At 41.6% G+C, this 26,370-nt stretch carries 27 protein-coding genes and 3 tRNA genes; 17 read left to right on the top strand and 13 right to left on the bottom strand.

Translation table 11 applies throughout. The annotated features are described in order from the left end of the window. Positions 1-205: 205 nt before the first annotated feature. Positions 206-1,399 carry a trypsin-like peptidase domain-containing protein gene (locus tag AC5YCD_RS00740; protein WP_496128211.1) on the bottom strand — a complete coding sequence of 398 codons (1,194 nt, stop codon included), beginning with the start codon at positions 1,397-1,399 and terminating at the stop codon, positions 206-208. A 137-nt stretch (positions 1,400-1,536) separates the two neighbouring features. On the opposite strand from AC5YCD_RS00740, the gene AC5YCD_RS00735 reads away from it, so the two are divergent. The 6 genes from AC5YCD_RS00735 (at position 1,537) to AC5YCD_RS00710 (ending at position 4,292) form a co-directional block, all read left to right on the top strand. Then, positions 1,537-2,295 carry a Nif3-like dinuclear metal center hexameric protein gene (locus AC5YCD_RS00735; protein WP_496128210.1) on the top strand — a complete coding sequence of 253 codons (759 nt, stop codon included), beginning with the start codon at positions 1,537-1,539 and terminating at the stop codon, positions 2,293-2,295. Between the two features lie 140 nt (positions 2,296-2,435). Further along, positions 2,436-3,062, top strand: a complete 627-nt coding sequence (gene sodB / locus AC5YCD_RS00730) for a superoxide dismutase SodB (RefSeq protein WP_122899714.1) — start codon at positions 2,436-2,438, stop codon at positions 3,060-3,062. Positions 3,063-3,197: 135 nt separating this feature from the next. After that, positions 3,198-3,273: transfer RNA gene (locus AC5YCD_RS00725), tRNA-Asn, on the top strand. A gap of 179 nt (positions 3,274-3,452) precedes the next feature. After that, positions 3,453-3,528 (top strand) — tRNA-Asn (locus AC5YCD_RS00720). A 172-nt stretch (positions 3,529-3,700) separates the two neighbouring features. Continuing rightward, positions 3,701-3,776: transfer RNA gene (locus tag AC5YCD_RS00715), tRNA-Asn, on the top strand. A 51-nt stretch (positions 3,777-3,827) separates the two neighbouring features. Then, the gene (locus AC5YCD_RS00710; protein ID WP_496128209.1) at positions 3,828-4,292 is read left to right on the top strand and encodes a DUF2726 domain-containing protein; all 465 of its coding nucleotides are present in this window, start codon (positions 3,828-3,830) and stop codon (positions 4,290-4,292) included. Here the strand turns inward: AC5YCD_RS00710 and AC5YCD_RS00705 are convergent. Both AC5YCD_RS00705 and AC5YCD_RS00700 read right to left on the bottom strand, forming a co-directional pair. Then, positions 4,282-4,500: a hypothetical protein gene (locus AC5YCD_RS00705; RefSeq protein ID WP_496128208.1), complete on the bottom strand. Its 219-nt coding sequence runs from the start codon at positions 4,498-4,500 to the stop codon at positions 4,282-4,284. The genes AC5YCD_RS00710 and AC5YCD_RS00705 overlap by 11 nt on opposite strands. Before the next feature lie 101 nt (positions 4,501-4,601). Then, the gene (locus AC5YCD_RS00700) at positions 4,602-6,341 is read right to left on the bottom strand and encodes an FAD-dependent monooxygenase (protein ID WP_496128207.1); all 1,740 of its coding nucleotides are present in this window, start codon (positions 6,339-6,341) and stop codon (positions 4,602-4,604) included. Positions 6,342-6,507: 166 nt separating this feature from the next. Here AC5YCD_RS00700 and AC5YCD_RS00695 point away from each other — a divergent pair, with 166 nt between their 5' ends. Then, positions 6,508-7,380, top strand: a complete 873-nt coding sequence (locus AC5YCD_RS00695) for a LysR substrate-binding domain-containing protein (RefSeq protein WP_496128206.1) — start codon at positions 6,508-6,510, stop codon at positions 7,378-7,380. Here the strand turns inward: AC5YCD_RS00695 and AC5YCD_RS00690 are convergent. The 5 genes from AC5YCD_RS00690 to glnA all read right to left on the bottom strand — a co-directional run bounded on the left by AC5YCD_RS00690 (position 7,377) and on the right by glnA (position 11,840). Further along, entirely contained in the window at positions 7,377-8,612 is a 1,236-nt protein-coding gene (locus tag AC5YCD_RS00690) for an alpha/beta hydrolase family protein (protein WP_496128205.1), read from the bottom strand. The genes AC5YCD_RS00695 and AC5YCD_RS00690 overlap by 4 nt on opposite strands. Before the next feature lie 81 nt (positions 8,613-8,693). Further along, complete coding sequence (gene ubiA / locus AC5YCD_RS00685; protein ID WP_496128204.1) at positions 8,694-9,572, bottom strand: 4-hydroxybenzoate octaprenyltransferase; 879 nt, start codon at positions 9,570-9,572, stop codon at positions 8,694-8,696. Between the two features lie 11 nt (positions 9,573-9,583). After that, positions 9,584-10,051 (bottom strand): chorismate--pyruvate lyase family protein, encoded by a 468-nt coding sequence (locus tag AC5YCD_RS00680; protein ID WP_496128203.1) that lies wholly within the window; start codon positions 10,049-10,051, stop codon positions 9,584-9,586. Further along, positions 10,051-10,329: a hypothetical protein gene (locus tag AC5YCD_RS00675; RefSeq protein ID WP_496128202.1), complete on the bottom strand. Its 279-nt coding sequence runs from the start codon at positions 10,327-10,329 to the stop codon at positions 10,051-10,053. The genes AC5YCD_RS00680 and AC5YCD_RS00675 overlap by 1 nt, the downstream gene beginning before the upstream one ends. A gap of 95 nt (positions 10,330-10,424) precedes the next feature. Continuing rightward, positions 10,425-11,840 carry a type I glutamate--ammonia ligase gene (gene glnA, locus AC5YCD_RS00670; protein ID WP_496128201.1) on the bottom strand — a complete coding sequence of 472 codons (1,416 nt, stop codon included), beginning with the start codon at positions 11,838-11,840 and terminating at the stop codon, positions 10,425-10,427. Between the two features lie 852 nt (positions 11,841-12,692). Here glnA and AC5YCD_RS00665 point away from each other — a divergent pair. The 6 genes from AC5YCD_RS00665 (at position 12,693) to AC5YCD_RS00640 (ending at position 16,898) form a co-directional block, all read left to right on the top strand. Next, positions 12,693-13,280 carry an anthranilate synthase component II gene (locus AC5YCD_RS00665; RefSeq protein WP_496128200.1) on the top strand — a complete coding sequence of 196 codons (588 nt, stop codon included), beginning with the start codon at positions 12,693-12,695 and terminating at the stop codon, positions 13,278-13,280. 11 nt (positions 13,281-13,291) lie between these two features. Then, a complete protein-coding gene (gene trpD, locus AC5YCD_RS00660; RefSeq protein WP_496128199.1) occupies positions 13,292-14,338 on the top strand; it encodes an anthranilate phosphoribosyltransferase in 1,047 nt (348 codons plus the stop codon). 13 nt (positions 14,339-14,351) lie between these two features. Further along, the gene (trpC, locus tag AC5YCD_RS00655) at positions 14,352-15,158 is read left to right on the top strand and encodes an indole-3-glycerol phosphate synthase TrpC (protein ID WP_496128198.1); all 807 of its coding nucleotides are present in this window, start codon (positions 14,352-14,354) and stop codon (positions 15,156-15,158) included. A gap of 10 nt (positions 15,159-15,168) precedes the next feature. Further along, positions 15,169-15,852, top strand: coding sequence for a Smr/MutS family protein (locus AC5YCD_RS00650; protein ID WP_496128197.1), 684 nt, complete (start codon positions 15,169-15,171; stop codon positions 15,850-15,852). Between the two features lie 93 nt (positions 15,853-15,945). Then, positions 15,946-16,494 (top strand): GTP cyclohydrolase I FolE, encoded by a 549-nt coding sequence (gene folE / locus AC5YCD_RS00645; protein ID WP_171525750.1) that lies wholly within the window; start codon positions 15,946-15,948, stop codon positions 16,492-16,494. A gap of 47 nt (positions 16,495-16,541) precedes the next feature. After that, on the top strand, positions 16,542-16,898 hold the full coding sequence (locus tag AC5YCD_RS00640) for a cupin domain-containing protein (protein WP_496128196.1): 357 nt from the start codon (positions 16,542-16,544) through the stop codon (positions 16,896-16,898). Positions 16,899-16,918: 20 nt separating this feature from the next. Here the strand turns inward: AC5YCD_RS00640 and AC5YCD_RS00635 are convergent, their stop codons facing one another. Then, the gene (locus AC5YCD_RS00635) at positions 16,919-18,298 is read right to left on the bottom strand and encodes a GGDEF domain-containing protein (protein WP_496128195.1); all 1,380 of its coding nucleotides are present in this window, start codon (positions 18,296-18,298) and stop codon (positions 16,919-16,921) included. A 413-nt stretch (positions 18,299-18,711) separates the two neighbouring features. Here AC5YCD_RS00635 and AC5YCD_RS00630 point away from each other — a divergent pair, with 413 nt between their 5' ends. Together AC5YCD_RS00630 and AC5YCD_RS00625 are read left to right on the top strand one after the other, a co-directional pair. Continuing rightward, positions 18,712-19,038, top strand: coding sequence for a hypothetical protein (locus tag AC5YCD_RS00630; protein ID WP_496128194.1), 327 nt, complete (start codon positions 18,712-18,714; stop codon positions 19,036-19,038). A gap of 50 nt (positions 19,039-19,088) precedes the next feature. After that, positions 19,089-19,643, top strand: coding sequence for a DUF4385 domain-containing protein (locus AC5YCD_RS00625; protein ID WP_496128193.1), 555 nt, complete (start codon positions 19,089-19,091; stop codon positions 19,641-19,643). Here AC5YCD_RS00625 and AC5YCD_RS00620 read toward each other — a convergent pair. The 4 genes from AC5YCD_RS00620 to hemE form a co-directional block, all read right to left on the bottom strand. Further along, positions 19,621-21,513 carry an Lnb N-terminal periplasmic domain-containing protein gene (locus AC5YCD_RS00620; RefSeq protein ID WP_496128192.1) on the bottom strand — a complete coding sequence of 631 codons (1,893 nt, stop codon included), beginning with the start codon at positions 21,511-21,513 and terminating at the stop codon, positions 19,621-19,623. The genes AC5YCD_RS00625 and AC5YCD_RS00620 overlap by 23 nt on opposite strands. A 41-nt stretch (positions 21,514-21,554) precedes the next feature. Continuing rightward, entirely contained in the window at positions 21,555-22,019 is a 465-nt protein-coding gene (locus AC5YCD_RS00615) for a DUF3015 family protein (protein WP_496128191.1), read from the bottom strand. Between the two features lie 172 nt (positions 22,020-22,191). Then, positions 22,192-22,989: a DUF817 family protein gene (locus tag AC5YCD_RS00610; protein WP_496128190.1), complete on the bottom strand. Its 798-nt coding sequence runs from the start codon at positions 22,987-22,989 to the stop codon at positions 22,192-22,194. A 9-nt stretch (positions 22,990-22,998) separates the two neighbouring features. Continuing rightward, on the bottom strand, positions 22,999-24,069 hold the full coding sequence (gene hemE / locus AC5YCD_RS00605; protein ID WP_496128189.1) for a uroporphyrinogen decarboxylase: 1,071 nt from the start codon (positions 24,067-24,069) through the stop codon (positions 22,999-23,001). 204 nt (positions 24,070-24,273) lie between these two features. Between hemE and AC5YCD_RS00600 the strand changes: the two genes are divergently transcribed. Continuing rightward, positions 24,274-25,503, top strand: a complete 1,230-nt coding sequence (locus AC5YCD_RS00600) for a L,D-transpeptidase family protein (RefSeq protein WP_496128188.1) — start codon at positions 24,274-24,276, stop codon at positions 25,501-25,503. Between the two features lie 140 nt (positions 25,504-25,643). Then, entirely contained in the window at positions 25,644-26,342 is a 699-nt protein-coding gene (locus AC5YCD_RS00595; RefSeq protein ID WP_496128187.1) for a pirin family protein, read from the top strand. Positions 26,343-26,370: the final 28 nt, after the last annotated feature.

Genomic DNA, 26,370 nt, shown 5'->3' with positions numbered 1-26,370 from the left:
TCAACTAAAAAAAGCCTGTGCCTGTCACGGGCTTTTTTTATAGCTATTGTTTAGTTTTTTGATCCGTAATCCGTAATCCGTAATCCGTAATCCGTAATCCGTAATCCGTAATCCGTAATCCGTAATCCGTAATCCGTAATCCGCAGATTAAGTTAAATCTTAAAAACAACAGCAATAAAAAAGCCCCTCTTGAGGGGCTTTTAATTTAACGACTTTGCGGTAATGGAATATATTGATGATTTGAATTTTGCTGAGCCACTGCTGGTCGTTCAGCCACCATCACCTCAGCCTCTAAGGCTTGGTCTTTACGTAGCAAGCTAATTTTCACTTTGCTATTGGGTACTTGCAAACCTACATAATTAACCAAGAAGCTCGCTGAGTTGATTTCCTCACCATTGACTTTCATCAACACGTCACCATTTTGGATACCCGCTTTAGCTGCAGGGCCATTTGGTTCAACCTCTGCCACTACAACCCCTTGGGTTTTTGTAGCTAACACATCGGTTTGTTCCACAGGCAACAATTTTAAGCCAACATAACCACGAATCACTCGCCCATGTTGCAAAATTGAATTTAACACATGCTGACAGACAGGTGCAGAAATGGCAAAACCAATACCTAATGAGCCACCCGACTGTGAGAAGATCGCGGTATTTACCCCGATTAAATTACCTGCCACATCAATTAATGCACCACCTGAGTTACCTGGGTTAATGGCTGCGTCGGTTTGTACAAAATCTTCATAGTTGTTAATTCCAAGACCTGAACGACCTGTCGCTGAAATAATCCCTTGGGTGACTGTTTGCCCTACGCCAAACGGATTACCAATCGCCAGCACCACATCACCCACTTCATTACCACTGAGTTTAAATGGCAATACAGGCAGTTGATCCAGCTCAATTTTAATGACTGCCAAATCTGTTTCAGGATCAGAACCAATCACTTTAGCTAACGCACGGCGACCATCATGCAGCGCCACCACAATTTGATCTGCTTGTTCAATCACGTGGTTATTGGTCAGGATGTAACCATCTTGACGGACAATCACCCCAGAACCTAGGCTATTTTCATTACGATCTTGGGTAAATTGATCTGGCAATTGGTTGCCAAAAAATTCACGAAACATCGGATCATTGAGTAAAGGGTGATCGACTTTTTTGACCTTTTGCGTAGTAAAAATATTTACCACCGCAGGCGCCGCCACTTTGACCGCAGCGCTATAGGAGGCAACCCCACCAGTACGGCTAGTATTGACTAAAGGCTCGACTTTTTCGGCCGGCATTTTTACGCCATCAACTGCCACAGGCGCAGTTGGTTTTTGTTGTTGTTGCCATATAAAAAATCCAGCAATCACCAACACAAGTAAGACCCAAGGTAACCAGATTAAGGTGCGGCGCACAGTTGTTTTCCTCTATTTAATATTGTCATCATGCCTAATATTTAGTGTGTATTGTAAGCCCAATTGACACATTGTTTTGTTGGCTTTAGTTACAATTTAACATAGGCTAAATACATCACTACACTCGAGAATTTACTATGGCAAAGTTAAGCGACATTATTCAATGGTGTGATCACACTTTAAAAGCACAGGAGTTTAAAGATTACGCACCTAATGGTCTGCAAATTGAAGGCAAAGCTGAAGTGAATAAAATCTTATGTGCGGTTACTGCCTCACAAGATGCGATTGATGCAGCCATTGCTCAAGGCGCAGATTTACTCTTAGTACATCATGGCTATTTTTGGAAAGGCGAAGCTTACCCGATTACAGGTATGCGTGGTAAACGCATTAAAAGTTTGATTCAACATGATATTTCTTTGGTAGGTTACCATTTACCTTTAGATAGTCACCCCACTTTAGGCAATAATACTGCAATTGCTGATCTTTTAGAACTTGAAAATATCGAAGCACTTGATCCATCAGAGCGTCACCCTATTGGTAATATCGGTTATTTAAAAACACCAATGTCCCCAGAAAGCTTTAAAGCGTTACTGACCCAGCGTTTAGGTTTTAATACCATTCATTTAGCAGCAGATAAAACGAGCATACAAAAAATTGGTTTTTGTACCGGTGGTGCACAAGACTTTATTCATAAAGCTGCCAGCCAAAAGTGTGATGCCTATATTTCAGGTGAAGTCTCAGAACGCACTTTTTATGAAGCACAAGAATTAGACGTACACTATTATGCCTGTGGGCATCATGCGACAGAACGCTATGGTGTGCAGCGTCTAGCCCAAGCCTTAAGCGCCGAATTTGGCATCGAAACGGTGTATTTTGAATTGAATAACCCGATCTAATCTTTTATTTTTATTTATCTGTATAAATTCAGGCTTTATTGTGTATTGTTATTAAAGATCAATGCGCCATTTGGTCCAGAATCGATTACAATAACCACACTTTTTAATCTCAAAACCCAGCATTAGCAAGGAATTGAAACATGACAACGATTACTTTACCGGCTCTTCCGTACGGTTACGAAGATCTTGCTCCACACATCAGCAAAGAAACTTTAGAATTTCACCACGACAAGCACCATAATACTTATGTTGTTAACTTAAACAACTTGATCAAAGGTACTGAACTTGAAGGTAAAACTTTAGAAGAAATCATCAAAGCGTCTGCTGGTGATGCCTCTAAAGCAGGTATCTTCAACAATGCTGCACAAGTTTGGAACCACACGTTCTACTGGAACTGTATGGCTAAAAACGGTGGCGGTGCTGCAACTGGCGCGTTAGCTGCTAAAATTGACGAAGCGTTCGGTTCTTACGAAAAATTTGCTGAAGAGTTTGCTGCTGCTGCAACAACTCAATTCGGTTCAGGTTGGGCTTGGTTAGTTGCTGACGAAGTAAACGGTAACTTATCTATCCTTAAAACGTCTAATGCTGATACACCAATGGCTCACGGTAAAGTTGCTGTATTAACCATCGACGTTTGGGAACACGCTTACTACATCGATTTCCGTAACGCACGTCCTGCATACATCAAAACTTTCCTAGAAAGCCTTGTAAACTGGGATTACGCGAACGCGAAATATGCCGGTCAAGAAGCTGGTGTTGAAAAATAAGTTTTATTTTTCAGTGTAAAAAATCACCCGCTTTAGGGTGATTTTTTATTTTTTGTTTAAAAATAATGCAAGCAATTCATTTATATTAAAAAATTATTGACCATCTAGAAAAATTCTCTATAATCGCTCTCAGATTCTCCAATAGCTCAGTCGGTAGAGCGACGGACTGTTAATCCGCAGGTCCCTGGTTCGAGCCCAGGTTGGAGAGCCAAGATTCTTAAAAAACCCACTCTTTGCAGTGGGTTTTTTATTGACTAAAGTTTCACAATATTAAAAATACTTTAGATTTAAACCACTTGCTTAAATTTAAATCATTTAAAAGCAATTTAACTGATTTTTTAAAATTCTCACTTGACCCCTTTTAAAAATTCTCTATAATCGCTCTCAGATTCTCCAATAGCTCAGTCGGTAGAGCGACGGACTGTTAATCCGCAGGTCCCTGGTTCGAGCCCAGGTTGGAGAGCCAAGATTCTTAAAAAACCCACTCTTTGCAGTGGGTTTTTTATTCTTTAAAATATATGCCTGTGCCCTAGTTTTTATCTAATTTCAAACAATCTGCTTGTTTTTAAAACAGTTATGATTTTTTTAACTTAAATAACTTGACGCCATAGCAATTTGCTTTATAATCGCCTGCAGATTCTCCAATAGCTCAGTCGGTAGAGCGACGGACTGTTAATCCGCAGGTCCCTGGTTCGAGCCCAGGTTGGAGAGCCAAAATTCTAAAAACCCACTCCAATTGAGTGGGTTTTTTCTTATGTGTGATTTATGCAAGTATTCAGCTTAACGCAAATCATCTTCTTTATGATTGGCTGCATGGCAACATTGGCCTTGGTGTTGCTTGTGCTTCGTCGCCCTGCTGCACCCCAAAAACCTAAAACCTATTATCCTAAAAAAGTCATTACCAATTTTGAAAGTAAACTTTTCTTTCAACTCAAAGCCGCTTTTCCAGAACCCAACTATTATATTTTGGCGCAAGTCGCATTTACTGCTTTAATTACCAGTCAAGATATTCAGGTTAGAAATAAATTTAATCGCAAAGTCACGGACTTTGTGGTGCTAAATAAGCACTTAGAAGTGCTGGCAATTATTGAACTCGATGATCCTAGCCATATAGGCCAAGAAGCACGCGATGCTGCACGTGATGCAATGTTTCATGATGCTGGCTACCGTGTGATTCGTTATACCGCCATTCCATCGGTACGCCAGCTACAAAAAGATCTTAAGGCTTAGGACTGGCTTCTGAAGCGGCTTTTTCTGCAGCTTCACGCGCGGCAATACGATCTAAAATTTCTTGCTGCTGTTTTTGATAAGCTTGCTGATTTTTAGCATCACTCTTAATCGCAAAAAATGCCACTGCCACCAATAAGACCGGAATGATTAAACCTAGACTTGCCAGTAAAATAACTTTAGGCGTTAAACGTTTGCTATTTGTCGACATCAATGACACTCCATAGCGTTAAACAAAAATAGGCGCATCATTCTAGCAAGCCCAGTTAGCAAAGCAATGAAAAAAGCCGACCTCATGTCGGCTTGTCTATTTTAGAGATTTAAGTTGAGCTGCTGCAAGACGTTGCTCAGCGTGGCTTGATGATCCACATCTGCTGTGACAGAGGACATACGCCATGCAATATAACCATCTGGACGCACTAAAATCGCGCCATTGTCATCTATTTCAGATTTAGCCTGCCATGTGGCATAGACATCACGATAATCACGCGAACCAATCTGAATAACATCTAAGTAGTCTAGGCCTAAGGCTTGTACGGCTTCACGCCACGCTTTACCCGACAATCCTGTGATCAAAGTAAAGCGACCTTTCCCTGTGATATCTAGCGTGGAATGTTTACGTCCTTTGCGATCGACCAACCACGTATGTGGAATTTTGGCGCCTGGTCGCGTGGTGGCTTGTAAATACAGTTCTTGATCTTTGACAAAGACTTCTTCAGATTCATCAGCAATCACAGCCGATGATTGATAACGTTGATTCAGCTCTACCCCTTGGGCATTAAACTCATGATGTTTAATTTCTAGAGCTTGATAAAGCTGTTTACGTATTTTTGCTGCTTCTTCAGTTTCTGCAAAAATACGTTCTAACATTTGCGCTTGGGTTTGAATACCTTGATCAAAACCAAAAACCTGTTTTAAATATTTATAGTCAAAGCGTGATTGATTAGCACGCGCTACAATTTGTTTACCTACAGGTGCACGTTCATCACTATAGGATTGCAATAATTCAGGTTGTGCCCAGCCTTTCACCGCATAAGCCAATTTCCAAGCTAAATTAAACGCATCTTGCATACAGGTATTTGAACCTAAGCCACTTGATGGTGGATGACGATGCACCGCATCCCCCCCACAGAAGACTCGACCCTTTGAATAATGAGTGGCATAGGTTTGATTAACATACCAATATGAGAGTTTTTCAATCTCTAAATCTTCAACATGTGCACCCACAAAAGCATCTAAACGCGCTTGCACTTGCTCTGTGGTGACTTGTGGCTCGCCTTGGCTAATATCAAAGCCCCAACCCATAATCCATTCATTCCATGGGCTAATGGCGCGTAATAAGCCCATACCAATCTCACCAAAGCCCGCTTCAGGATTAACAATCCATTGTAAAATTGCCGGACGATGCTGCACATATTGGCTTAAATCAGCTTTAAAGGTCACATATACCGTACCTGCACGCGACATGACACCTTCTAATGGCAACTCCAACTCCTCAACCACTTTAGAGCGCGCGCCATCCATACCCACCAAATATTTGGCACGTAGACTAAATTCAGTATGGGTAATTTTATTTAAGAACCGTGCAGTAACACCGTGTTCATCTTGTTCATGGGATAAATATTCGGTATTAAAATTATAAATCGCGCCACGCTCGCCGGCATTTTTCACCAACAAGGCTTCCATTTTGGGCTGAATTAAATCAATTAATGGACATGGGCTGCCTTTTAAATAGTCGCCATAACGTTCATCACCTGTTCCCCAAGCGCTCATACGAGCAATTTCTTCTCCCACCAAACTGGTGGTAATTAGACTCTCGCCCATTTCGTGCCACGGCGTAGCAATTTGTTTGGCTTGCTCTTCGACCCCCAAATCACGCAGCACTTCCATGGCACGTTGATTGGTAATATGCGCACGGGGACTGTTGGCCAGCCAATTAAATTGGGTAAACAGTTGAACTTTGATGCCATAGGTGGCCAAAGCCAAACCTAAAGTTGAACCTGCCGGTCCTGTGCCAATCACCAAAACGTCGGTGTCATAATGCGCTGCCATGTGCGACTTCCTCTTACAGCAAGGGCTTAAATTGATGCCTCAGTATAAAAACTGTCTATCATGCTGCAAGGCATATAAGTTTTGCCTATAGACGCCTAGATTTTCCCTATACTTTAGGAGGATTGTTGTTTACATTAAATCGGCTAAAGATTCACAGGGCTCAACGATGGAACTGCGTCATTTACGTTATTTTGTGACTGTGGCAGAAGAACACAGCTTTACCAAAGCCGCGCAAAAATTATTTACCACCCAACCGTCCTTAAGTCAGCAAATTAAAGATTTAGAACAAGAAGTCGGAGTGCAGTTACTCGATCGCTCTGCTCGTCAAATTAGCCTAACCCAAGAGGGGCAAGCATTTTTAAGCTATGCACAAGCTGCATTAGATAATGCTCATTTAGCCATTGCCGCAGCACGCCAAGTGGCGCAGCAAAAACAGAATCAAATTCATATTGGTTTTTTAAACGTGGCAGAAATTAAACTCATGCCGCAGCTGTTGGCCAAGCTGAAACAGCATATGCCAAGCTTGCAATTACATATTCAAAGTTTGACCTGTTTAGAGCAAATCCAAGCCTTAAAAAATGCTGAACTCGATTTAGCTTTTACTCGTTATCAGCTAGATGAGGCTGAATATGCGCATCATTTAATTTTACAAGAACCTTTGTATTTGGTGGCATCACAAAAACTGTATCCACACCAGCAACCCATGTCTAAAAAAACTCTCCAGCGCCAAACGTTAATTTTATGTGAACAAACTGCCTCACCTGTGCTGTATGAAAAAATCCAACAGCACTTTGATTTCGAGCAGATGCAAAAACAACAATTGATGTGGGTGACCAATGTTTTACAGCATATTAATTTAATTAATATGGGCTTTGGGTTTAGCTTTTTACCCGAATACGCTTTAAAATTTTTAAATCAGGATATCGTTACGATTAAAACTGAGTTTGCCTTACCGCAATTGGCACTCTATGCCAATTACCGTAAGGACTCAGCCAATCCAGCACTGGGCTTTATTTTAAAAGAACTACAAGCGCTTTAACGTGCTGGCATATGTTGCTGAATAAACTCCACCACTTCTTTATTTTTAAATACAATGGCTTGAGTATGCGTTGCACCTTCGACCAAATGCAGCTCGACCTCTGTACCTTTGGCGGCTAACTCTTCAGCCAACTGCTCAGTCACCACATAAGGCACAGCAGCATCCAGTTTACCTTGTACAATCATGACCGGCTTGGCAATGTATTGGGTTGCCGGTTGATTCTCTGCTAAAAAGGCAGCAATTACTGGATTTTGGTCAAAGTTTGGCGTTAAGCCCGGATAGTCTAAAACAGTTTTCCCTGGATTTTCTGCCACATATTGCAAAATATCTTGGGTAAAACGTGGGCCTAATTCACTTAAACATAAACCATTATCACCCGTAGTGCCTAAAGCGGCAGCTACAATTGGTTGGGAGCGCGACTCAAATACACTATTATAGTCAAAATCTGGCTTATAAGCTTGAATCCCTGTGGTGACATAGGCGGCATAAGACAATAACTCAGCATAACCTGCAGCTGCGGTGCCCTTTTCAACTAAACCCACACTTTCTGCTAAAAGCACATCTTTTAATAAGTTCGGAGCAATATGTTGAATGATATAGCCCAAACTTGAAGCAGGTGCAGCTGCCACTGCTCCCAAATAATGAGCATCTTGCTGGGCAAACTCAGCTGTAGCAAGTGAAGCATGCCCGCCTTGTGATTGGCCAATACTCATCCATGTACCTTTAGCCTCCTTCGCATAACGTTCTTGATAGGCTTTTTGTGCATAAATCGCCGATTTAGCTGCACTTTGTAAATGTAGATAAGGATGAATCCCTTTTTCACCTAACCCTTCGTAATCAGGTGCCACAATCACATAGCCTGCGGCCAATAAACTTTCAGCCAATATTCTAAAACGTGGATTGAGTTGATTATTACTTGGCGCACACTGATCGCCACTGCCCACCGTGCCATGTTCCCAAACCACCACACGCCAACCGTCCTTAGGTTTTGCTGTACGTGGCGTGAAGACCAAGGCAGAAGCTGTTACTGGCTGGCCTGTGACACTAGGCATGGTATATTTCATGACATTAATACGACTAGCCGCCAAAACACGATCATGCTGATAGTTGCTTTCACTCAGATAAGTGTCATAACGAGCCGCGCTATGGCTGTCATTGTCATCATTACATGCAGTTAAAAACAAGCTGCTACTACACGTCAGGGCAAGTAAGGTCTTTTTCCAAATTGACATTTTTTATTCCTAATTGATTTTATTGTTATGCCTTGTTAATTAAACATAAAAAAAAGCATCTGACTAGGATGCTTTTTAAAATTAAATCAGACTCAAGAAAATACCTAAAAAGAATATCAGTCCAACCCAGCGATTGTGCCTGAATGCCCAAAAGCACATCCCTGGTCGTTTATCTTTCGTTTTTGTCCATTGGTAAATAAAATCAGCCGCAATCACCAAGAGCGCAACTAAGCCAAATGGCATGAGTAAGTTTTCTAAATATAGAGCGCTGCTAAATAAACTGAGTGCCAGTGCTTGTAGTAAAGCAATGATTTGGATGTCATAACGTCCAAACAAAATTGCGGTAGATTTCACCCCAATCTTTAAATCATATTCACGGTCAGTAATAGCATATTGAGTATCATAGGCTACAGTCCATGCCAAATTACCAAAATACAGTAACCAACACGTTAAATCAGGGGTTTGTCCCACTGCAGTATAAGACATCGGAATCGCCCATGAAAATGCTGCGCCCAATACCACTTGTGGCAAATGGGTGTAACGCTTCATAAAGGGATAAACAAAAGCTAAAGCCAATGCCCCAAATGACCAATAAAAGGTTTCAATGGGTAAAAACAGTAGCATCAACGCACTCGCAAGTACCAAGCCTAAAAACACATAAATCGCTTCACGCGCGCGAATCACGCCTGTAGCCAAAGGCCGTGTTTTTGTTCGCTCTACCGCACCATCAACTTTACGATCAGCAAAGTCATTAATGGCACACCCTGCGGCACGCATAAAAATGGTGCCTAATATCATGGGAATAAGGATATTTAAGCTCGGTGTACCTTGATTAGCAATCCACAGCGCCCACATCATTGGCCAAAACACCAATTCGGTGCCAATCGGTTTATCAAAACGACATAAATAATAATAAGCGCCAATTCGCTCGCGCCAAGTGGTTGCGTGTACCATTGCCATATTGATTTCGCCTACTGCTTTTGAATAAAGTCATAAAAAGCGGGTAAAAAACTCTCTTGTACGATAAATTTACACCCATGCCAAGTATAGCAGCTCTGACGTGTCCAACCATCTTCAAGCCACAAGACACGGCGCTCACATTGAGGTGTGGTTCTTTGAAATAAGTACCAACCAATGGGTTTTTTACCAATATGTCGAAAAATACGCGCTTTTTTTTGCAAGCTTAAAATGGGAAAAATACTTTTGGCTTTGACCCAAGGCTGCGCATCTGAGCCATATAAATAGGCTTCTCGTACCCATGCCGTATGCTGATACGGCATCTGCAACCATTTGGCGTCCACAAAGCTCAAACGCGCAAAATGCTCATGTAACGGTTGCACCCGAAACTGCCCTCGCCCCAGTTGGGTGAGCTGCTGGGTTAAAGAACCTTCTGCATAAAGCCAAGCCTGAAGCTCGGCAGGTATTGGTAGTTTGGACATTAGGCTGTATCAGTTTTAGCAATCACTTTAAATTGACCTTGCGGTGTTTTAATTAAAATAAAACCTTCTGCACTTAAATAAAATTCTTGAGGATAGTCAAAATCTAAAGCCAGTTCAGGGTTTTTAAGCTCGACAAATTGCGCCTGTTTATAACCTTCAAGCGTACGCCCTAGTTCCAAATAGGTCACTTCTGAAAAATTAAGTTTAAATCCCTTGTCATGATCTTGTGGATCATTCCATGGGAAAAAGCCGGTATGTTTTTTACGTGGTTTTGCCATAACGCTTCAATTCTGGTGAAATCATTTGATCTTAAAGTAAATATACAAAAAACCCGCGACAAGCGCGGGTTTTTTTCACTTTTAATTCTAAAGAATTACAAGCTGTAGTACATATCAAATTCAACTGGATGCGTAGTGGTATTCAAACGACGCACTTCTTCAGTTTTAAGTTCGATATAAGCATCTAGCATTTCTTTGGTGAATACACCACCTTTAAGCAGGTAATCGTGATCCGCTTGAAGTGCTTCTAATGCCATATCTAGGCTATGTGCCACTGTTGGGATTTTCGCTTCTTCTTCCGGTGGAAGATCGTATAAGTTTTTGTCTGCAGCTTCACCTGGGTGAATCTTGTTTTGAATACCGTCGATACCCGCCATTAACAATGCCGCGAAACCTAAGTACGGGTTCATCATTGGATCAGGGAAACGTGCTTCAATACGCTTGCCTTTCGGGCTAGATACGTAAGGAATACGGATCGATGCAGAACGGTTACGTGCTGAGTAAGCCAACATAATCGGTGCTTCATAATGCGGTACTAAACGCTTGTACGAATTCGTAGACGGGTTAGTAATTGCATTTAATGAACGTGCATGTTTAATAATACCGCCAATGAAGTAAAGCGCCATTTCTGAAAGACCCGCATATTCATCACCTGCGAACAAGTTTTTGCCGTCTTTAGAAATTGACATATGCACGTGCATACCAGAACCGTTATCACCTACCATTGGCTTCGGCATAAAGGTTGCAGTTTTTGCATACTGGTGTGCAACGTTCCACACCGCATATTTAAACTGTTGAACTTCGTCCGCTTTACGAACCATGGTGTTAAAGCTTACACCAATCTCAAGCTGACAAGATGCAACTTCGTGGTGATGAACTTCAACGCGACCAGGACCCATGATTTCTTCAATTTTTGCACACATATCAGCGCGCATATCTTGTGAAGAATCTACTGGTGGTACTGGGAAGTAACCGCCTTTCACACGTGGACGGTGACCTGAGTTACCCGCTTCGTAGTCTTTACCCGTTGACCAAGCAGCTTCTTCAGCGATTAATGTATGGCGCGCGCCAGACATATCGATGTCCCATTTTACTTCGTCAAATACGAAGAATTCCGGTTCTGGACCGAAGAATGCAGTATCACCGATACCTGTAGATTTTAGGTATTCTTCAGCACGACGAGCAATCGAGCGAGGGTCACGTTCATAACCTTGACCAGTTGAAGGTTCAATGACATCACACGTCACAACAACTGTAGGTTCTGCAAAGAACGGGTCGATAAAACCTGTTTCTGCATCTGGACGTAAAATCATGTCTGATGCTTCAATGCCTTTCCAGCCAGCGATTGACGAACCGTCAAACATTTTACCGTCTTCGAAAGTATCTTCGTCAATACTGTCTGCTGGGTAAGTGACATGTTGCTCTTTACCCTTAGTATCCGTAAAGCGGAAATCGACCCATTTTGCGCCACTTTCTTCGATGAGTTGAAGGACCTTGTTCGCCATGCTCATTTTGCTCCGATGATTTTTTGTTGCACTCAACCGTGCGTGTTAGTAGTTGGCTGTTGTAAAGCAATTCCCATACCAACTTTTAAAAGCCATGCTAAAACGTTGAAATCTTTGCCAGGATACGCGATTTAAGCCAATTACTTTGCCGCTATTATACTGTGTAGACAGGGAAATGCACCATATTCAAACATGCTTGGGCGCAATTCTTATAAAACAACCAACACATGCTCTATAATAGTGCATTAACCTGCAAAACTCAGCAACTTCCGTACATTTTTCGAGCAAAAAATAGCCTGTATTTTTAGATTTATTAAGGATAGATTCAAATTGGGAAAGTTTTTTATCATCAATTGGTCTTAATTGTTTAAAACATCAACAATTGTTTTTATATAAGCGCATGATTTTAGAAAATTAGTTAAATTTTATCTTTGTTTTATATAAGAAAAAAACAATCTCTTTTACTTTTTAATAGCTTTTTCAGATGCTAAAACCAGATTTAATTCAGCACAATCTAGGTGCATTTTTAATTCTTGATTCGCTTAGGCGACTTAACAAATATTGATTAACTGCACTACAAAGTTCATTGTGTTGCCTTGATTTGAAGCATGCCTTGGCTTTGAGTGATCACTTGGTTGTGTGCTGAGCTGTAATCAAGTCGGTTAAGGCGCTTTTTAAAGCTTCAAGTTCAGTAAAATGCGGATGAGCTCGAAATAGTTCAGCAGAAAATGTAGATTTTTTGTTATGATGCCAATCGTCTTATTTTTCACCCAATCATTTTGGTTGATTCTTGAGATGAACTCTATATTAGGACAACTTCGCACAGTTAAGTGCATAATTTTTCAATAGGTTAAGCTCATGCTTTTAATGATCGACAACTATGACTCCTTTACTTATAACATCGTGCAATATTTTGGCGAGTTAAACCAAGAAGTAAAAGTAGTCCGTAATGATGCCGTGACGTTGGAAGATATCGAGCGATGGCAACCGAAGTATTTGGTCATTGGGCCAGGACCATGTTCACCGAGTGAAGCCGGCATTTCAATTCCTGCCATTCAACATTTTGCTGGCAAGATTCCCGTGCTTGGGGTGTGCTTAGGCCATCAAAGTATTGGACAAGCCTTTGGCGGCAATATTGTGCGTGCCAAACGCGTGATGCATGGTCGTTTATCGGATATGTACCATACCGATACTGGAATTTTCAGCAATTTACCCTCGCCTTTCTCAGCAACGCGTTATCACTCCTTGGTGATTGATCAAGCGACTTTGCCTGAGTGTTTGGAGGTGACTTGCTGGACCAATGAAGCAGATGGCTCCATGGAAGAAATTATGGGCGTTAAACATAAGACATTGCCGGTAGAAGGCGTGCAGTTCCACCCAGAATCCATCTTAAGTGATCATGGCCATCAAATCTTTAAAAACTTCCTTGAAAATTATGCAAATTGATTGAGCGCACTATGAATATTCAACAAGCCTTAAGTAATATTACTAAAAACATCCATTTAACTGATGCACAAATGCAAGATGTCATGCGTAGCATCATGTCTGGCGAAGCCAGCGATGCACAAATTGGCGCCTTTATGATGGGTTTACGCTTAAAAGGCGAAAGTATCGAAGAAATTACCGCTGCTGCGCGGGTGATGCGTGAGTTTGCGATTAAAATTGATGTATCTGATCTTGACTATTTAGTCGATATTGTCGGCACAGGCGGTGACGGTCAAAACTTATTTAATGTGTCTACTGCTTCAAGTTTTGTGATTGCTGCCGCAGGTGCCACCATTGCTAAACACGGTGGTCGCGGTGTATCAGGTAAATCAGGTTCTTCAGATTTACTTGAACAAGCAGGCATTCAGCTTGATTTAAATATGCAACAAACTGAGCGCTGCATTCGTGAAATGGGCGTGGGGTTTTTATTTGCACCCAATCACCATCAAGCCATGAAATATGCTGCTGGTCCACGTAAAGAGTTAGGCTTCCGTAGTATTTTTAACTTACTCGGCCCGCTCACCAATCCTGCTGGAGTCAAACGTTTTGTGATTGGGGTGTTCTCGCAAGAATTATGTCGTCCAATGGCAGAAGTATTGATGCATTTAGGTGCAGAGCACGTCATGGTGGTCCATTCACATGATGGTTTAGACGAAATTAGCCTCGCCGCTAAAACCTATGTGGCAGAACTCAAAGACGGTGAAATTTTTGAGTGGACCATTCAACCGGAAGATGTCGGTATTGAATCACAAACTTTAAGTGGTTTAAGCATTGAAAGCCCAGCCGATAGCTTAAAACTGATTAAAGATGCGCTCGCTAAGAAAAAATCAGCGATTGGCGAAAAAGCCGCCAACATGGTTGCGCTGAATGCCGGTGCAGGTCTTTATGTCTCTGGTTTATGCGTCAACTATAAACAAGGTGTGGCCTTAGCGCATGACATTATTTATGGTGGTCAGGCACTCGAAAAAATGGGCATCTTAGCCGAATTTAGCAAAACCTTAAAAGAATACGACGTTTAACAGGATGTAGACCATGATTGAGATTGCCAACACGATTTTAGGGAAAATTGTTGAGCGTAAACATGATGAGTTTAAAGCACGCTTAAAACAAAAAAGTTTGTATGATGTCGAGCAACTCGCACAAGCGGCAACCCCAGTGCGCGGTTTTGCGCAAAACTTGCAAGGCAAACGTCCAGGTGTGATTGCTGAAATAAAAAAAGCCTCTCCCTCTAAAGGCATTATTCGTGAAAACTTTAATCCTGCAGAAATTGCCGAACAGTATGAAGCCGCGGGTGCTGCCTGCTTATCTGTACTGACAGATGTAGACTTTTTCCAAGGAAACGACGAAAATATCCAGATTGCACGCACACATTGCAGCTTACCTGCGCTGCGTAAGGATTTTTTAATTGATCCTTATGGGGTCATTGAAGCACGTGCTTTACATGCTGATTGTATTCTGTTAATTGTGGCCTGTTTGTCTGACCAACAGTTAGAAGAAATGTCAAAAACCGCATTTGAACACCATTTAGATGTATTGGTTGAAGTACATGATGAAGCAGAACTTGAGCGTGCCTTACAATTGTCTGAGCGTTGTTTACTTGGCGTGAATAACCGTAACTTAAAGACCTTTGACGTTGACCTCAATACTTCGTTACGCTTGAAAAAGCTGCTTGAACCCTCACGTTTGTTGGTGACAGAAAGCGGTATTGCCACCCCTGCTGATGTCGCGATGATGCAAGCCAACGATATTCACGCCTTTTTAGTGGGCGAAAGTTTTATGAAACAGCCTCGTCCTGATCATGCCTTTAACGCATTATTTGGGCAGCCTCAACCAATTTAATTGATCTCCTATGAGTAATAACGATTCTTCCCTGTCTAAAGACCAGTACAACCTACTGAAAGCTTTTAAGAAACAGATTACGAATCCGCATGCAGCGGTCAAAGCACCTGAACCCAAAGTGGTTGAGGTGGCTGACCCTGTAGCTGAAGACATGGCTTTATTTGCCAAAGAAATGCGTGGTGTAAAAAAACTTGCAACCAGCAATACTGCCAAAACGCCAGTGATCAGCAAGAAAAAATTAGATGCGCAGACTCTAGCAAAACGGGCAGCAGCCATGGGGCCAATGGAAACTGATGAGACTTTGCTCTCAGATACGGTTGCCACTTTGAATCCTGTCGGTAGTCAATCCAATTTAAGCTATCGTATTGCCACTTTGCAGCATAGAGTGTTCGAGGATTTAAAAGCTGGTAATTTACGTTGGTTTGAAGCGGTCGATCTACATGGTTGTACCGTAGAAGAAGCACGCGTTGCTGTGCTGCAAATTATTCAAATGGCCAAAGACGAAAACCAAAACGTGATTAAAATTGTACACGGCAAAGGCCCAGATGCAATTTTAAAAACTTATGTTAACGGTTGGCTACGCCAACACCGTGATGTTTTGGCTTTTGTCAGTGCGCCTGAAAAACAAGGCGGTACTGGAGCGGTATTAGTGTTACTAAAACGCACAGAAAAAAACCCAAAGTTTAATCAGTAATCGGATTTTTCCCCAAAGGCGGGCATTTTGATAGTTTTCTGTTACAATGCCCGCCTTGTTCAATCTCAGTGTAAGTGAACACGTCTTATGTCTATGCAGCAATCCTACGCAAATATCCTAACTGCCGTTGGTGAAGATCTAGATCGCCCAGGTCTTAAAGATACACCTGTGCGTGCTGCTAAAGCTTTTTCGTATTTAACGTCTGGTTATAGCAAAACATTAGAAGAAGTGACCAATAACGCAGTCTTCCCTTCTGATAACCGCGAAATGGTGTTAGTGAAAAATATCGAATTTTATTCACTCTGTGAGCATCATTTACTGCCATTTTATGGCCGTGTGCATATTGCTTATTTACCAGAAGGTAACGTTTTAGGCTTATCTAAATTTGCCCGCATTACCGAAATGTTTGCGCGTCGTTTACAGATTCAAGAAAACCTAACCCAGCAAATTGCCGAAGCTGTTGCAGAAGTCACAGGTGCGCGCGGTGTTGCTGTGGTGATTGATTCCGCCCATATGTGTATGATGATGCGCGGTGTAGGCAAACAAGAATCAACTACGCGAACCGTATCTTTTACAGGTGATTTTAAAACCAATAAAGATGAGCGTCGTGAATTCTTATCTGCAGTGCCAGAAAGTTATTAAGCAAATCAGCCTCAACATGTTTGAGGCTTTTTTATGGATGAATATATATGACACAGCTTTACATTGCCGGACAAGGCCTTGCTACAAGTGAATCAAGCATCGACTATCCACGCCCTGATCGTTTAGTCAAAAATAATCCCCAGCGTTTAACCCAAAGTTTATATGAACATCCCAATATGAATGCTGGCATTTGGCAATGCGAAGTGGGCGCTTGGCATATTGTCTTCGCTGAAAATAAACAAGAATTTTTTCACGTCTTAGAAGGTGTGGTTCGCTTGCACGATCAAAATCAAAGTGTGGTAGAGATTAAAGCCGGTGATGCAGGTGTCATTCCACCGGGGTTTAAAGGCACCTTTGAAGTGGTCGAAACAGTCAAAAAATACTTTGTGGTGGTAGATGCATAGCATCTACCCTTTACACATAATTATGCCAACTCAGGCACAGGGGTGTGACAGAGTAACTGACTATATACTCGATTGCGACCTTGTTGTTTGGCCTGATATAAGGCCGCATCGGCAGCATCTAATAAGCGTTGATAATCAGGATGTCCATCATAATTGACGCAGCCAATGCTCACTGTTAGTTGTACATTCTCACCATTGGCGAGCGCCAGTCGCTGTGCTGCAATATGGGCACGAATATTCTCTGCAATTATCTGTGCCTGAGCAAAAGATGTGTCTACCAGTAATACTAAAAACTCTTCACCGCCGACACGAAATGCATAGTCACTGCCACGAGTATAATGCCTTAAGGTATCTGCGATCATTTTTAACGCCAAGTCACCTTGGGCATGGCCATAACGATCATTGAGCTGTTTAAAGAAATCTGCATCAAGAGCAAGTAAAGCCAATGCCGCATGATTTTGACGAGAAAAATGAATTTCACGGGCCAAAATGGTATTTAAATACCGCCGACTCATTAATTGGGTTAAAGGATCATTACCCGCTTGTAAATAATCCACCATTTGAAACAGCTGTTCTAACAAATTTTGAATTTCACGGTTAATCTGACGAATCTCTTGAATAGTTTCTAAGGGATCTTGATCGAGTTGCTTCGTTTTTAAATCATCTATATCTTGAATACGCTGTAAAATTAAATCGACTTGTGCCGTACCTTGAAAGGCATAAGCTGCTTTATGAATGAACCATAAACCAAATTCAGATTTAGACAAAACCGGATACTGGCGTACATCTTGATGAGAAAACACCCGATACATCAAATCATTTTCCCAATGAAGTAGACTGCTGCGCTGATGATCTTTTTGGATCGCTACATCTTGTATGGCAGAAAATGCCCGATAGCTTTGTTTGTTTTCGTGTTTCTCTACCGTATTTTCCTCATAAGAACAACACATCACTTCTGTCGTTAAACCAATCACTTGGATAAAGTAACTATTTAGACGAGCATCATAGGCTGTAGGATGTTCTGCCTGTACTCGAAAAATATTGGCATAAATTTCACGTACGCCTCGCATAATTAACCATGACGGAATACCCACCCGTGCATGAACACGCCCCACTTTTTGCTGTTGTTCAATTGCGGCTTGATATGTATTTTGCAGAGGGACTTGAAAGGTTGCCAGTAACCAGTTTTTCAGCGTCTGCTTAAGGCGCTTTTGCACGATATCATCGCCAAAAAACTCTGCGGCTTTAGGTAACAACAACATTTGTTCATAAAATGCCAGTACCAAACAGTCCACATGTCGAGCAATAAACGCTGCGGCTAACTTCAATTCGTTGTGTTGATACTGCTGACAAATACTTTGCCAAGCCAATACTGTGTCTGATGGAACAAGCGCTTGCATGGAGGGAGAAACCGTCAAATTTGACAAAACGCCATCATAATCTTCTGCATAAATAGACACAATTCTAGATTTCTAAAAATTAGTCATTTACAAAAAAGTGCTCTCATTTAATTTGCTTTTTCAGTTTTTCTGATCACTATCGCGATTAAATGCAAGTCTTTTCAGTTCAATCATGCACATGAATCCGATTCAAGCCACCCTCATGCCAATCAACATACATTCCCTGCATTAAGCCATGAAAACTTCGCGAAAATATCAATGCGTGCTTAAAATCTAGACTCATTTTATCTGTATTTTTTAATTTTTATTTAAACTTCTTACAGCGAATCTACATATCACTACATAACTACAGCCCTATGCAACAAATTTTGAGCCTACATTAAAGAGGTCAATCTACACAGGATGGAATCCACATGGCAGCAACAGCAAAAAAAACCGAAAAGAAAACCTCGACTGCAAAAGCCAAAAAAGCCACTGAGGACAAAGTCAAAAAGTCCAACAAAACCAGTAAAGCAGATCAAGACAAAGCAGTAACCAAAAAGGCCAAAACAGTCAAAAAACCGGCTAAAAAAGCTGAGACCAAAGACACAAAGTCCGAAGTTAAGAAAATAGCCAAAACCAAGAAGTCGGATACTGACGCTAAAGTCAGCAAAAAGGCAGCAAGCACTAAAAAGCCAAGCAAAGCCAAAACCACCAATAAGGCTAAAGCGACCACAAGCAAAGCTAAAAAAGACAAATAAGCCACGATAAAGCCCCTCTACAGGGGCTTTATTTGCGATCAGGAGTACATATGCCCAAGACAACAGCAGAGGTCCCACGGCGTGCAGCACGCGTAAACTCGAATAGTTTTGACTATAGTTTAGATTTCAAAACAATTAACTTTAGAGAGCGTCCAGAACTGTATCGTATTGGACGTGGTGAACAAGGGGTGTTGTTGGTTGAACCCTATAAGTCGGAAATTTTACCGCATTGGCGCTTTGCTGACCCTGCAAAAGCCACTTTAAGCAGTGACACAATTTACCAACTTTTTTTAGATTATTTAAAACAACATGATTTTATTGGCGCAGATATGGCACGTAAATTTCTACAAATGGGCTATACCCGTGCGCGACGTTATGCCAACCATAAAGGGGGTAAAAAATACAAGGGCCCTGTGCCTGTAGATAAAAAAGGCTTGAGCGGTGCACATGGACGCGAAGAATTGCCTCGCTCAGCTGAAGATCCCATCAAGGCACAAGCCGCAGCCATTTTTAAGCAAAAATGGGATATGGCTCAACAGCATCCTGACTACTTAGCACAAAAACAGCAGTTTCTAGCATGGATTAAAAATACTGTACAAAGCTAAAACTCAAACGATCCCAATTTTTGTGGTCTTGTAATTGATATTCATAACCCACACGTAGGGTCTGATTAGGCTGAATCACGTATTGCAACTCTGTTTTGGCCTTCATTTGCCATTGATCAACATCATCCCAAAATGGCAATTCGACCTGCACAACACTATTGATCTGATCCGACCATAAACTTTGACAACCTGCTGTCGGACCAATTCCAGTGCGCCAGCCCAAGTCTAATGCTTTACCTGCCTGAAATTGATTTTGTAATTGCCCATAGCATAAATGTTGATCACGGCCGAGCAACCAGCTGTAACCTAACTGGGTTTTTAAATTCACTAGCCCGTGCTGATCATCCTCACTAAAATTGCCATGCCGATCAAGCGCTTCTTGTTGCCAGCCCAAATTAAAGCCCCAGCTAATATCACTTTTAAATGCCGTGATAGGACTATAAGAATTAACACTCAATAGATTCAATTCAGTGAGTTTAATTCGATCATCACGATATTGCACTGCCCCCTCTAACACCTGTAATTGTGTGCCCAAACGAAAACCAGCTTGCGGATCGATTAAATCGTGATAAGCCTGTCGATGCGAAATTTCAACAAACTCTTGACCTTGTACCTGCCCTACTTTTAATTGAATATTCTGAGCATGGTGACTTTGACTTGGATCAAGCTGTGGCTGTATCGGTAAATCACGTTGTTTCTCTACCTCTAAATAGCTTCTTAAACTCAAAATACGTCTTAATTTGGGTTGCGCCTCACTCGCTGCGACTTCTCGGCTGGTGAGCTGCAGATACAAAGCGTCATAAGCCATTTCTAAAATTTTAGCTTGTTCTAATGGATCATAGTGGCGTATGAACTCTGCCATTTTTTCGCTAGGTTTTTGCGTGAGTTGCTGCGCTACCAGTGCTAGTTTTTGTCCGTGTGCTTTCGCTTGCGTATTTAATTGGGTTTCTAACGCTGGACGATAAACCACATCTTTAACCAAACCATGTGCTTGAATCGTTTTTAAAGTCTCAACTGGAATGGCAATGCGTTGAAACTGTTGTTGTAGGTTTAATGCAGGTCGGACTAAGTCAATCAGACCCAATAAGCGATAAGCACAGTTATCTGAAATAAAATAATACGGGAAAGAAACATTTTGCATTTCCCATAAATGCTGCACCATAAATTGGGTTTCTTCAGGTGTTAAATTGAGTTCATATTCCCATAAGTCTCGACTTTCAAAATCGCCATATTCTTTTACCTTACGGTAGTAGGGTAAAATCGAATATTCCCCTGGGTATTGTCCAGTTAGTCCTTTGAGGGCAAATGACCAATCACTTTGTCCTGCCACCGTAGCCGCATAATTCACTGCATAAGAAACCAGGCTTAAATCTTGGCTTTTCTCCGGATCAATCCTGAGTAAAGTATGCCCAAACATCGAACTCGGATTGCCCATAAAGTCAGTGGCATAAATTAAAGTGGCCCGATGCGGCTGGATCTGTTGCCACCAAGCCTCTAGTTTAGGACAACTCACTTTAGGCAAAGCATGTAGATCAATATTTAATTGTTGAATTAACCATTGGCTGCGTGCGGGAAAACGACAACGCATGGCTTGATCAGGTAGAGCATTTTGAAATAAGGCTTCAACATGGGCCGCTAATTCTTGTTGAGGATTTTTTTGTCCATTGGGCGTTAAAAAGAAACCTGTATAGCTGACCTCACTAAGGCCAGACTGTTGATAGGTCAAATGTTGCCAAGTAGGATGTTGATGCAATTGCAAGCGTTCAGCCTGTTGGATATAGCTATTATGTGCAAAGCTGATACTCGGGACTAAGCTTAATACGAAGGTAAAACACAGAAAGCGTGGCACTGATAAAGATGCTCTAATCATAAGTCAAAGGAGTGCTCTGCCCGAAGGCAGAGCCTAGTCTGTTAAACGTAAGCTTTAAGTACGTCGTCTTGAGCCATCACATGTTGTAAAGATGCCAAAACTTCTAAGCTGTTTTCAGAGGCATAAATTTTTGTAAAGTTGGCTTTAGAGACCGCAAAGAAATGCGCTTTATCTTGGGCTTTAATATTGAGTAATTCTGCCAAAACGTTGAGGTTCTCACCTTCACCCACCGCCATATCACGCGCTAGATTTTCTGAATTTTCATTGGTAAAGGTCACCACTTTAGCGGACACAGTACCATTGCCATTACAACCGAGCGTACCAAAGGTAATACCAAACAATTGGTTTAAGAAAATACCATTGGTGGTGGCTGCCATAATTTTTGGAATTTTACCTGATTGACCTGCCCAGACTTGAGAGCCAATACCACAACCGGCATCACTATCTGCAAATGCTGTCATTGAACCCAAAGCAAGTACACATCCTAGAACAACTTTTTTTAACATATGGAAATCTCCAGCAATTCTTATGGTTTTTTAGTTATTGTGTATAAAAATTATTCTACACATCTTTAAAATAGCCGTATCATTTTTAAAATACAAAACTTTTCTTTTCAGTTTAATCATAAAATTAATAAGCTTCTATTTTTAAAAGATAAAAAAAGCGGGAATTTCCCGCTTAATGTAATTGCCAGGTCCCCTTGTCCGAGCGTTGGCCTAAAATTTTGAGTACCAAGACCAAACTGAGCAACAGGAGTAAATACCAAGAACCAAGTTTCCCCCACCCAACCATATGCCATGCATCCACTTGGCTTGGATACAACCAAATTTGATAAAAGGTACTGATGTTTTCAGCAATCCAAATTAAGAAAGCCAATAACCAAAGTACGGGTAATATAGGTAGGGTCAATTGATGCTCGGCCAGAGAAAAACGAATCTTGGTTGACCAAAACATCCATGTACTCCATGCAAATAAAGCATAGCGAATATCAGGTACAAAAAACTTAGTCATAAAATTCATATAAGACAGCACAGCCAAGATCAGCATATGACTAAATCTAGGTAGATGACTGACACTCACCTGATATAAACGCAAGGATCGGGCAAAAAAACTCCCCACTGCCGAATACATAAAACCTGCAAACAACGGCACGGTTAAAATTTTAAACACTGCAGGCTGTGGATAATGCCACGAGGCAATCGCAGGATGGGTTAAAAAGATCTCCATGATCATTGCCATGATATGAAATAAGGCAATCACTTTGGCTTCAGCCCAAGATTCAAGCTTTAAATATAATAAACAGGCTTGAATTAGCAATGCATAGATCAACAGATAGTCATAGCGGAATAAACCATAAAATTCCTGACTCCCCATAGAGGCCGTTAAAGCAAAGGCAAGCAGCAATAAAATACCAAATAAGGCAGCCGAAGCTGCCTTATAGGAGAATTCTATGCTGGATTTAAAAATATTCAGCACAACTCAACCTTATAAATATTTAGCGCTATATTCATGTACGGTATCAATAAAGGCTTTAGGATGCTCAGGATTCACCCACTGGGTAATACCATGTCCTAAATTAGCGATATACCCGGTTTTTTCACCACCTGCATAAGCATCGTCAAGCATCGCTCGAGTCGCTTGAGCAATCGCTTGTGGTGTGGCATATAAAGTTGCAGGGTCTAAGTTACCTTGGAGTGCCGCACGGCCTGCTACAGTTTGACGGGCAACTTGCAAGTTGGTTGTCCAATCTAAACCAAAGGCATCTGCACCGGTTGCAATCATTGGCTCTAACCACTGACCACCACCTTTAGTGAATAAAATCACGGGAATTTTACGGCCCTCTTTTTCACGTTGTAAGCCGGCCACAATTTTTTGCATATAGTTCAGTGAGAATTCTAAATACTCACGATGCGCAAGCGCTCCGCCCCAGCTATCAAAAATTTGTACCGCTTGTGCACCCGCATCAATTTGCGCATTTAAATAATCGGTCACTGCCACAGCCAAACGATCCAATAAAGCGTGCAATACTTCAGGCTGTGCATACATCATCTGTTTGGTAAAACGAAAATCTTTGCTTGAACCCCCTTCAACCATATAGGTCGCCAAGGTCCAAGGACTACCTGAAAAACCAATCAGTGGAACTTGGCCACCGAGCGCTGAACGAATCGTGCTGACCGCATTCATGACATAATCTAAATCAGATTTGGCATTAAAAGCGGGTAAGTTGGCAACGTCTTGTTCAGTACGTACGGTTTTATGAAATTTTGGTCCTTCACCCGCTTCAAAATATAAACCTAAACCTAAAGCATCAGGCACAGTTAAAATATCAGAAAACAAAATCGCAGCATCTAGATCATAACGGCGTAGCGGCTGTAAGGTGACTTCACAGGCAAAATCATTGTTTTTGCAAAGAGACAGGAAATCGCCTGCTTGAGCACGGGTGGCGCGATACTCAGGTAAATAACGGCCCGCTTGGCGCATCATCCATACAGGGGTGGTATCTACTGGCTCACGCAATAAGGCACGTAGAAAACGATCGTTCTTTAAGGTCGTCATTACTTTCCTATCTCAATCTATAAGTCTTAAGCGCATCATAACAAAAAGGCTCTAAATTGAATAACTTCTTGTGTGGCAAAAAAGCGATTAGGCTAAGTGGGAAAATGCATCCTGACACAAAACAACTACTGCAAAACAACCAATTTTCTGTAATACTTGTCACGTTTCTATCAATGTAAATGAATAATTTTAAGGTTGAATTACATGTTCGTTCGCACAGTGCTCGCAATGAGCTTAAGTTGCATGCTTGCTGGTACGGCTTTTGCCACAGCGCCTGCTGAACAACCATTAAAGCCTCAAGTGGTGTCTAGTGCGGTAGCTGATCCAATTGATCCGTTAGCGACCACTGCTTCTTCTGCACAGATTACGCAACAAGAACAACAAGACTTAAATCAAGCGTCAAAAACGCTCGATGATTTACAAAAAGCTGAAAATATCAATGCAGCCACAGGAATTGAACCGGCGAGTGCTACGACAGTACCAACATCGGAGCCAACAGTAACAACGTCTACGCCTCAACCTGCTGTAAAAGCTTCTTGGACCCTAGATGGCTTAAACAATGCCACATGGTATGAAAATATTGGTAAAGGTCAATTTCCTGTCTACGCACGTGCGCATGTGATGTTAAGCAATTCATATGCATCACCGGGTGCTATTGATGGTAGTAGTGGTAAAAACACCCTTAAGGCTATCTCTACTTTCCAACAAATCAACGGCTTAAAACCAACAGGTGAACTGGACAAAGCCACTTGGGATGCTTTGGTTGCCAAACAAGGTTCACGCCCTGCTTTTGTGGAATACACCATTACTGCAGCTGATGCCAAAGGTCCATTTGCCAAGTCAATTCCACGCGATTATGCCTTACAGGCCAAAATGCCAGGTCTGTACTACACCAGTTTGGTAGAAATGTTGGCTGAAAAATTTCATATGGATGAAGGTTTCTTAAAACAACTTAATCCAAAATCAGGCTTTAAAGTGGGTGATCGTATTGTCGTGGCAAACGTCAGCAATAAATTACCTGAAGATATTCATTTGATTGTGGCACATAAGGGTGCTAAACAGCTGTATTTATTTAACAGCCGTAACCAGATGATTGGTTCTTTCCCAGCAAGTATTGGCAGTACCAGTACTCCTTCACCAACGGGCACTTATAAAATTACTGGTGTAGCGCGTAACCCGTATTATAGCTACTCACCATCAAATTTTATTCAAGGCAATAACACCAAACCTCTGTCTTTACCACCAGGTCCAAATGGTCCAGTCGGTAATATTTGGATTGGTTTAAGTAAAAAATCATTTGGTATTCACGGTACACCAAGCCCATCGATGATTTCTAAATCATACTCACATGGTTGTATCCGTTTAACCAACTGGGATGCCAATAATTTAGGCAGTAAAGTCAAATCTGGCGTTACAGTTAAATTCTTAGAGTAATTCAAATGAGTCCGCTTAGGCGGGCTTATTTCTTACCTGATCGTTTCATATTTAGAACAAAGTGTCACTTTTATCGGCTTTAGTCTTATATTTCTTCAATCTATAATGCTCAGCAACAGATAAGAAATATGGAGCGACACATGAACGCTTATTTACACCGCAGTGAAGATCGTGGCCACGTCAAAATGGGCTGGCTAGACAGCAAACATAGTTTTTCGTTTGGCAGTTGGTATAACCCCAAATACATGGGTGTTAGCAGCTTAAGAGTGATTAATGACGACCACATTGCAGGTCAGCAAGGTTTTGGTACGCATCCACATGACAATATGGAAATCTTAACCTGCGTGCTCAAAGGTACCATTTCCCATAAAGACAGCATGGGTAACAGTGGCGATATTAAAGCTGGCGAATGGCAGTTGATGAGCGCAGGCAGTGGGATTCAGCACAGCGAGATGAACCGCTATGATGAAGAGGTGCATTTACTGCAAATTTGGATTCACAGTAATGAGCATGACGCTGTACCCACTTATCAACAAATTGAATGTGACGTCACCAAGCAACCGAACCAATGGCATGTGATTGCAGGTGCTAAAGCGCATGCCCACATGCATTTACGCCAAAATGCTGAAGTAAAATCTGCTTTACTGGAGCAAGATCAGATCTTAGCGGTTAAAACTGAATATGGTCTTAACTATATTCATGTGATCAGTGGTGCTGTAGAAATTGGCGAGCATCTAGTCAAAGCAGGCGATGCTTTGTTATTTCGTGATATTGCTGAAGTTAAAGCACTGAATGCTGCACAGATGATTTGGTTTGATCTCACTGAACAAGCTAAATAAAACAAGCCCGCAATTGCGGGCTTGTTTA

This window comes from Acinetobacter sp. CY05 (genome assembly GCF_059515805.1).
Note: the sequence above shows the minus strand (reverse complement) of the source record. Positions and strands in the feature narration are given on the sequence as shown.

Coding starts and splice junctions, on each gene's coding strand:
- trpC (WP_496128198.1), top strand. CDS start 14,352: ATGATTGAGATTGCCAACACGATTTTAGGGAAAATTGTTGAGCGTAAA.
- AC5YCD_RS00640 (WP_496128196.1), top strand. CDS start 16,542: ATGACACAGCTTTACATTGCCGGACAAGGCCTTGCTACAAGTGAATCA.
- AC5YCD_RS00595 (WP_496128187.1), top strand. CDS start 25,644: ATGAACGCTTATTTACACCGCAGTGAAGATCGTGGCCACGTCAAAATG.
- sodB (WP_122899714.1), top strand. CDS start 2,436: ATGACAACGATTACTTTACCGGCTCTTCCGTACGGTTACGAAGATCTT.
- folE (WP_171525750.1), top strand. CDS start 15,946: ATGCAGCAATCCTACGCAAATATCCTAACTGCCGTTGGTGAAGATCTA.
- ubiA (WP_496128204.1), bottom strand. CDS start 9,572: ATGGCAATGGTACACGCAACCACTTGGCGCGAGCGAATTGGCGCTTAT.
- AC5YCD_RS00600 (WP_496128188.1), top strand. CDS start 24,274: ATGTTCGTTCGCACAGTGCTCGCAATGAGCTTAAGTTGCATGCTTGCT.
- AC5YCD_RS00735 (WP_496128210.1), top strand. CDS start 1,537: ATGGCAAAGTTAAGCGACATTATTCAATGGTGTGATCACACTTTAAAA.
- AC5YCD_RS00675 (WP_496128202.1), bottom strand. CDS start 10,329: ATGGCAAAACCACGTAAAAAACATACCGGCTTTTTCCCATGGAATGAT.
- AC5YCD_RS00615 (WP_496128191.1), bottom strand. CDS start 22,019: ATGTTAAAAAAAGTTGTTCTAGGATGTGTACTTGCTTTGGGTTCAATG.
- hemE (WP_496128189.1), bottom strand. CDS start 24,069: ATGACGACCTTAAAGAACGATCGTTTTCTACGTGCCTTATTGCGTGAG.
- AC5YCD_RS00690 (WP_496128205.1), bottom strand. CDS start 8,612: ATGTCAATTTGGAAAAAGACCTTACTTGCCCTGACGTGTAGTAGCAGC.
- trpD (WP_496128199.1), top strand. CDS start 13,292: ATGAATATTCAACAAGCCTTAAGTAATATTACTAAAAACATCCATTTA.
- AC5YCD_RS00620 (WP_496128192.1), bottom strand. CDS start 21,513: ATGATTAGAGCATCTTTATCAGTGCCACGCTTTCTGTGTTTTACCTTC.
- AC5YCD_RS00625 (WP_496128193.1), top strand. CDS start 19,089: ATGCCCAAGACAACAGCAGAGGTCCCACGGCGTGCAGCACGCGTAAAC.
- AC5YCD_RS00635 (WP_496128195.1), bottom strand. CDS start 18,298: ATGCAAGCGCTTGTTCCATCAGACACAGTATTGGCTTGGCAAAGTATT.
- AC5YCD_RS00680 (WP_496128203.1), bottom strand. CDS start 10,051: ATGTCCAAACTACCAATACCTGCCGAGCTTCAGGCTTGGCTTTATGCA.
- glnA (WP_496128201.1), bottom strand. CDS start 11,840: ATGAGCATGGCGAACAAGGTCCTTCAACTCATCGAAGAAAGTGGCGCA.
- AC5YCD_RS00665 (WP_496128200.1), top strand. CDS start 12,693: ATGCTTTTAATGATCGACAACTATGACTCCTTTACTTATAACATCGTG.
- AC5YCD_RS00630 (WP_496128194.1), top strand. CDS start 18,712: ATGGCAGCAACAGCAAAAAAAACCGAAAAGAAAACCTCGACTGCAAAA.
- AC5YCD_RS00705 (WP_496128208.1), bottom strand. CDS start 4,500: ATGTCGACAAATAGCAAACGTTTAACGCCTAAAGTTATTTTACTGGCA.
- AC5YCD_RS00700 (WP_496128207.1), bottom strand. CDS start 6,341: ATGGCAGCGCATTATGACACCGACGTTTTGGTGATTGGCACAGGACCG.
- AC5YCD_RS00650 (WP_496128197.1), top strand. CDS start 15,169: ATGAGTAATAACGATTCTTCCCTGTCTAAAGACCAGTACAACCTACTG.
- AC5YCD_RS00710 (WP_496128209.1), top strand. CDS start 3,828: ATGCAAGTATTCAGCTTAACGCAAATCATCTTCTTTATGATTGGCTGC.
- AC5YCD_RS00695 (WP_496128206.1), top strand. CDS start 6,508: ATGGAACTGCGTCATTTACGTTATTTTGTGACTGTGGCAGAAGAACAC.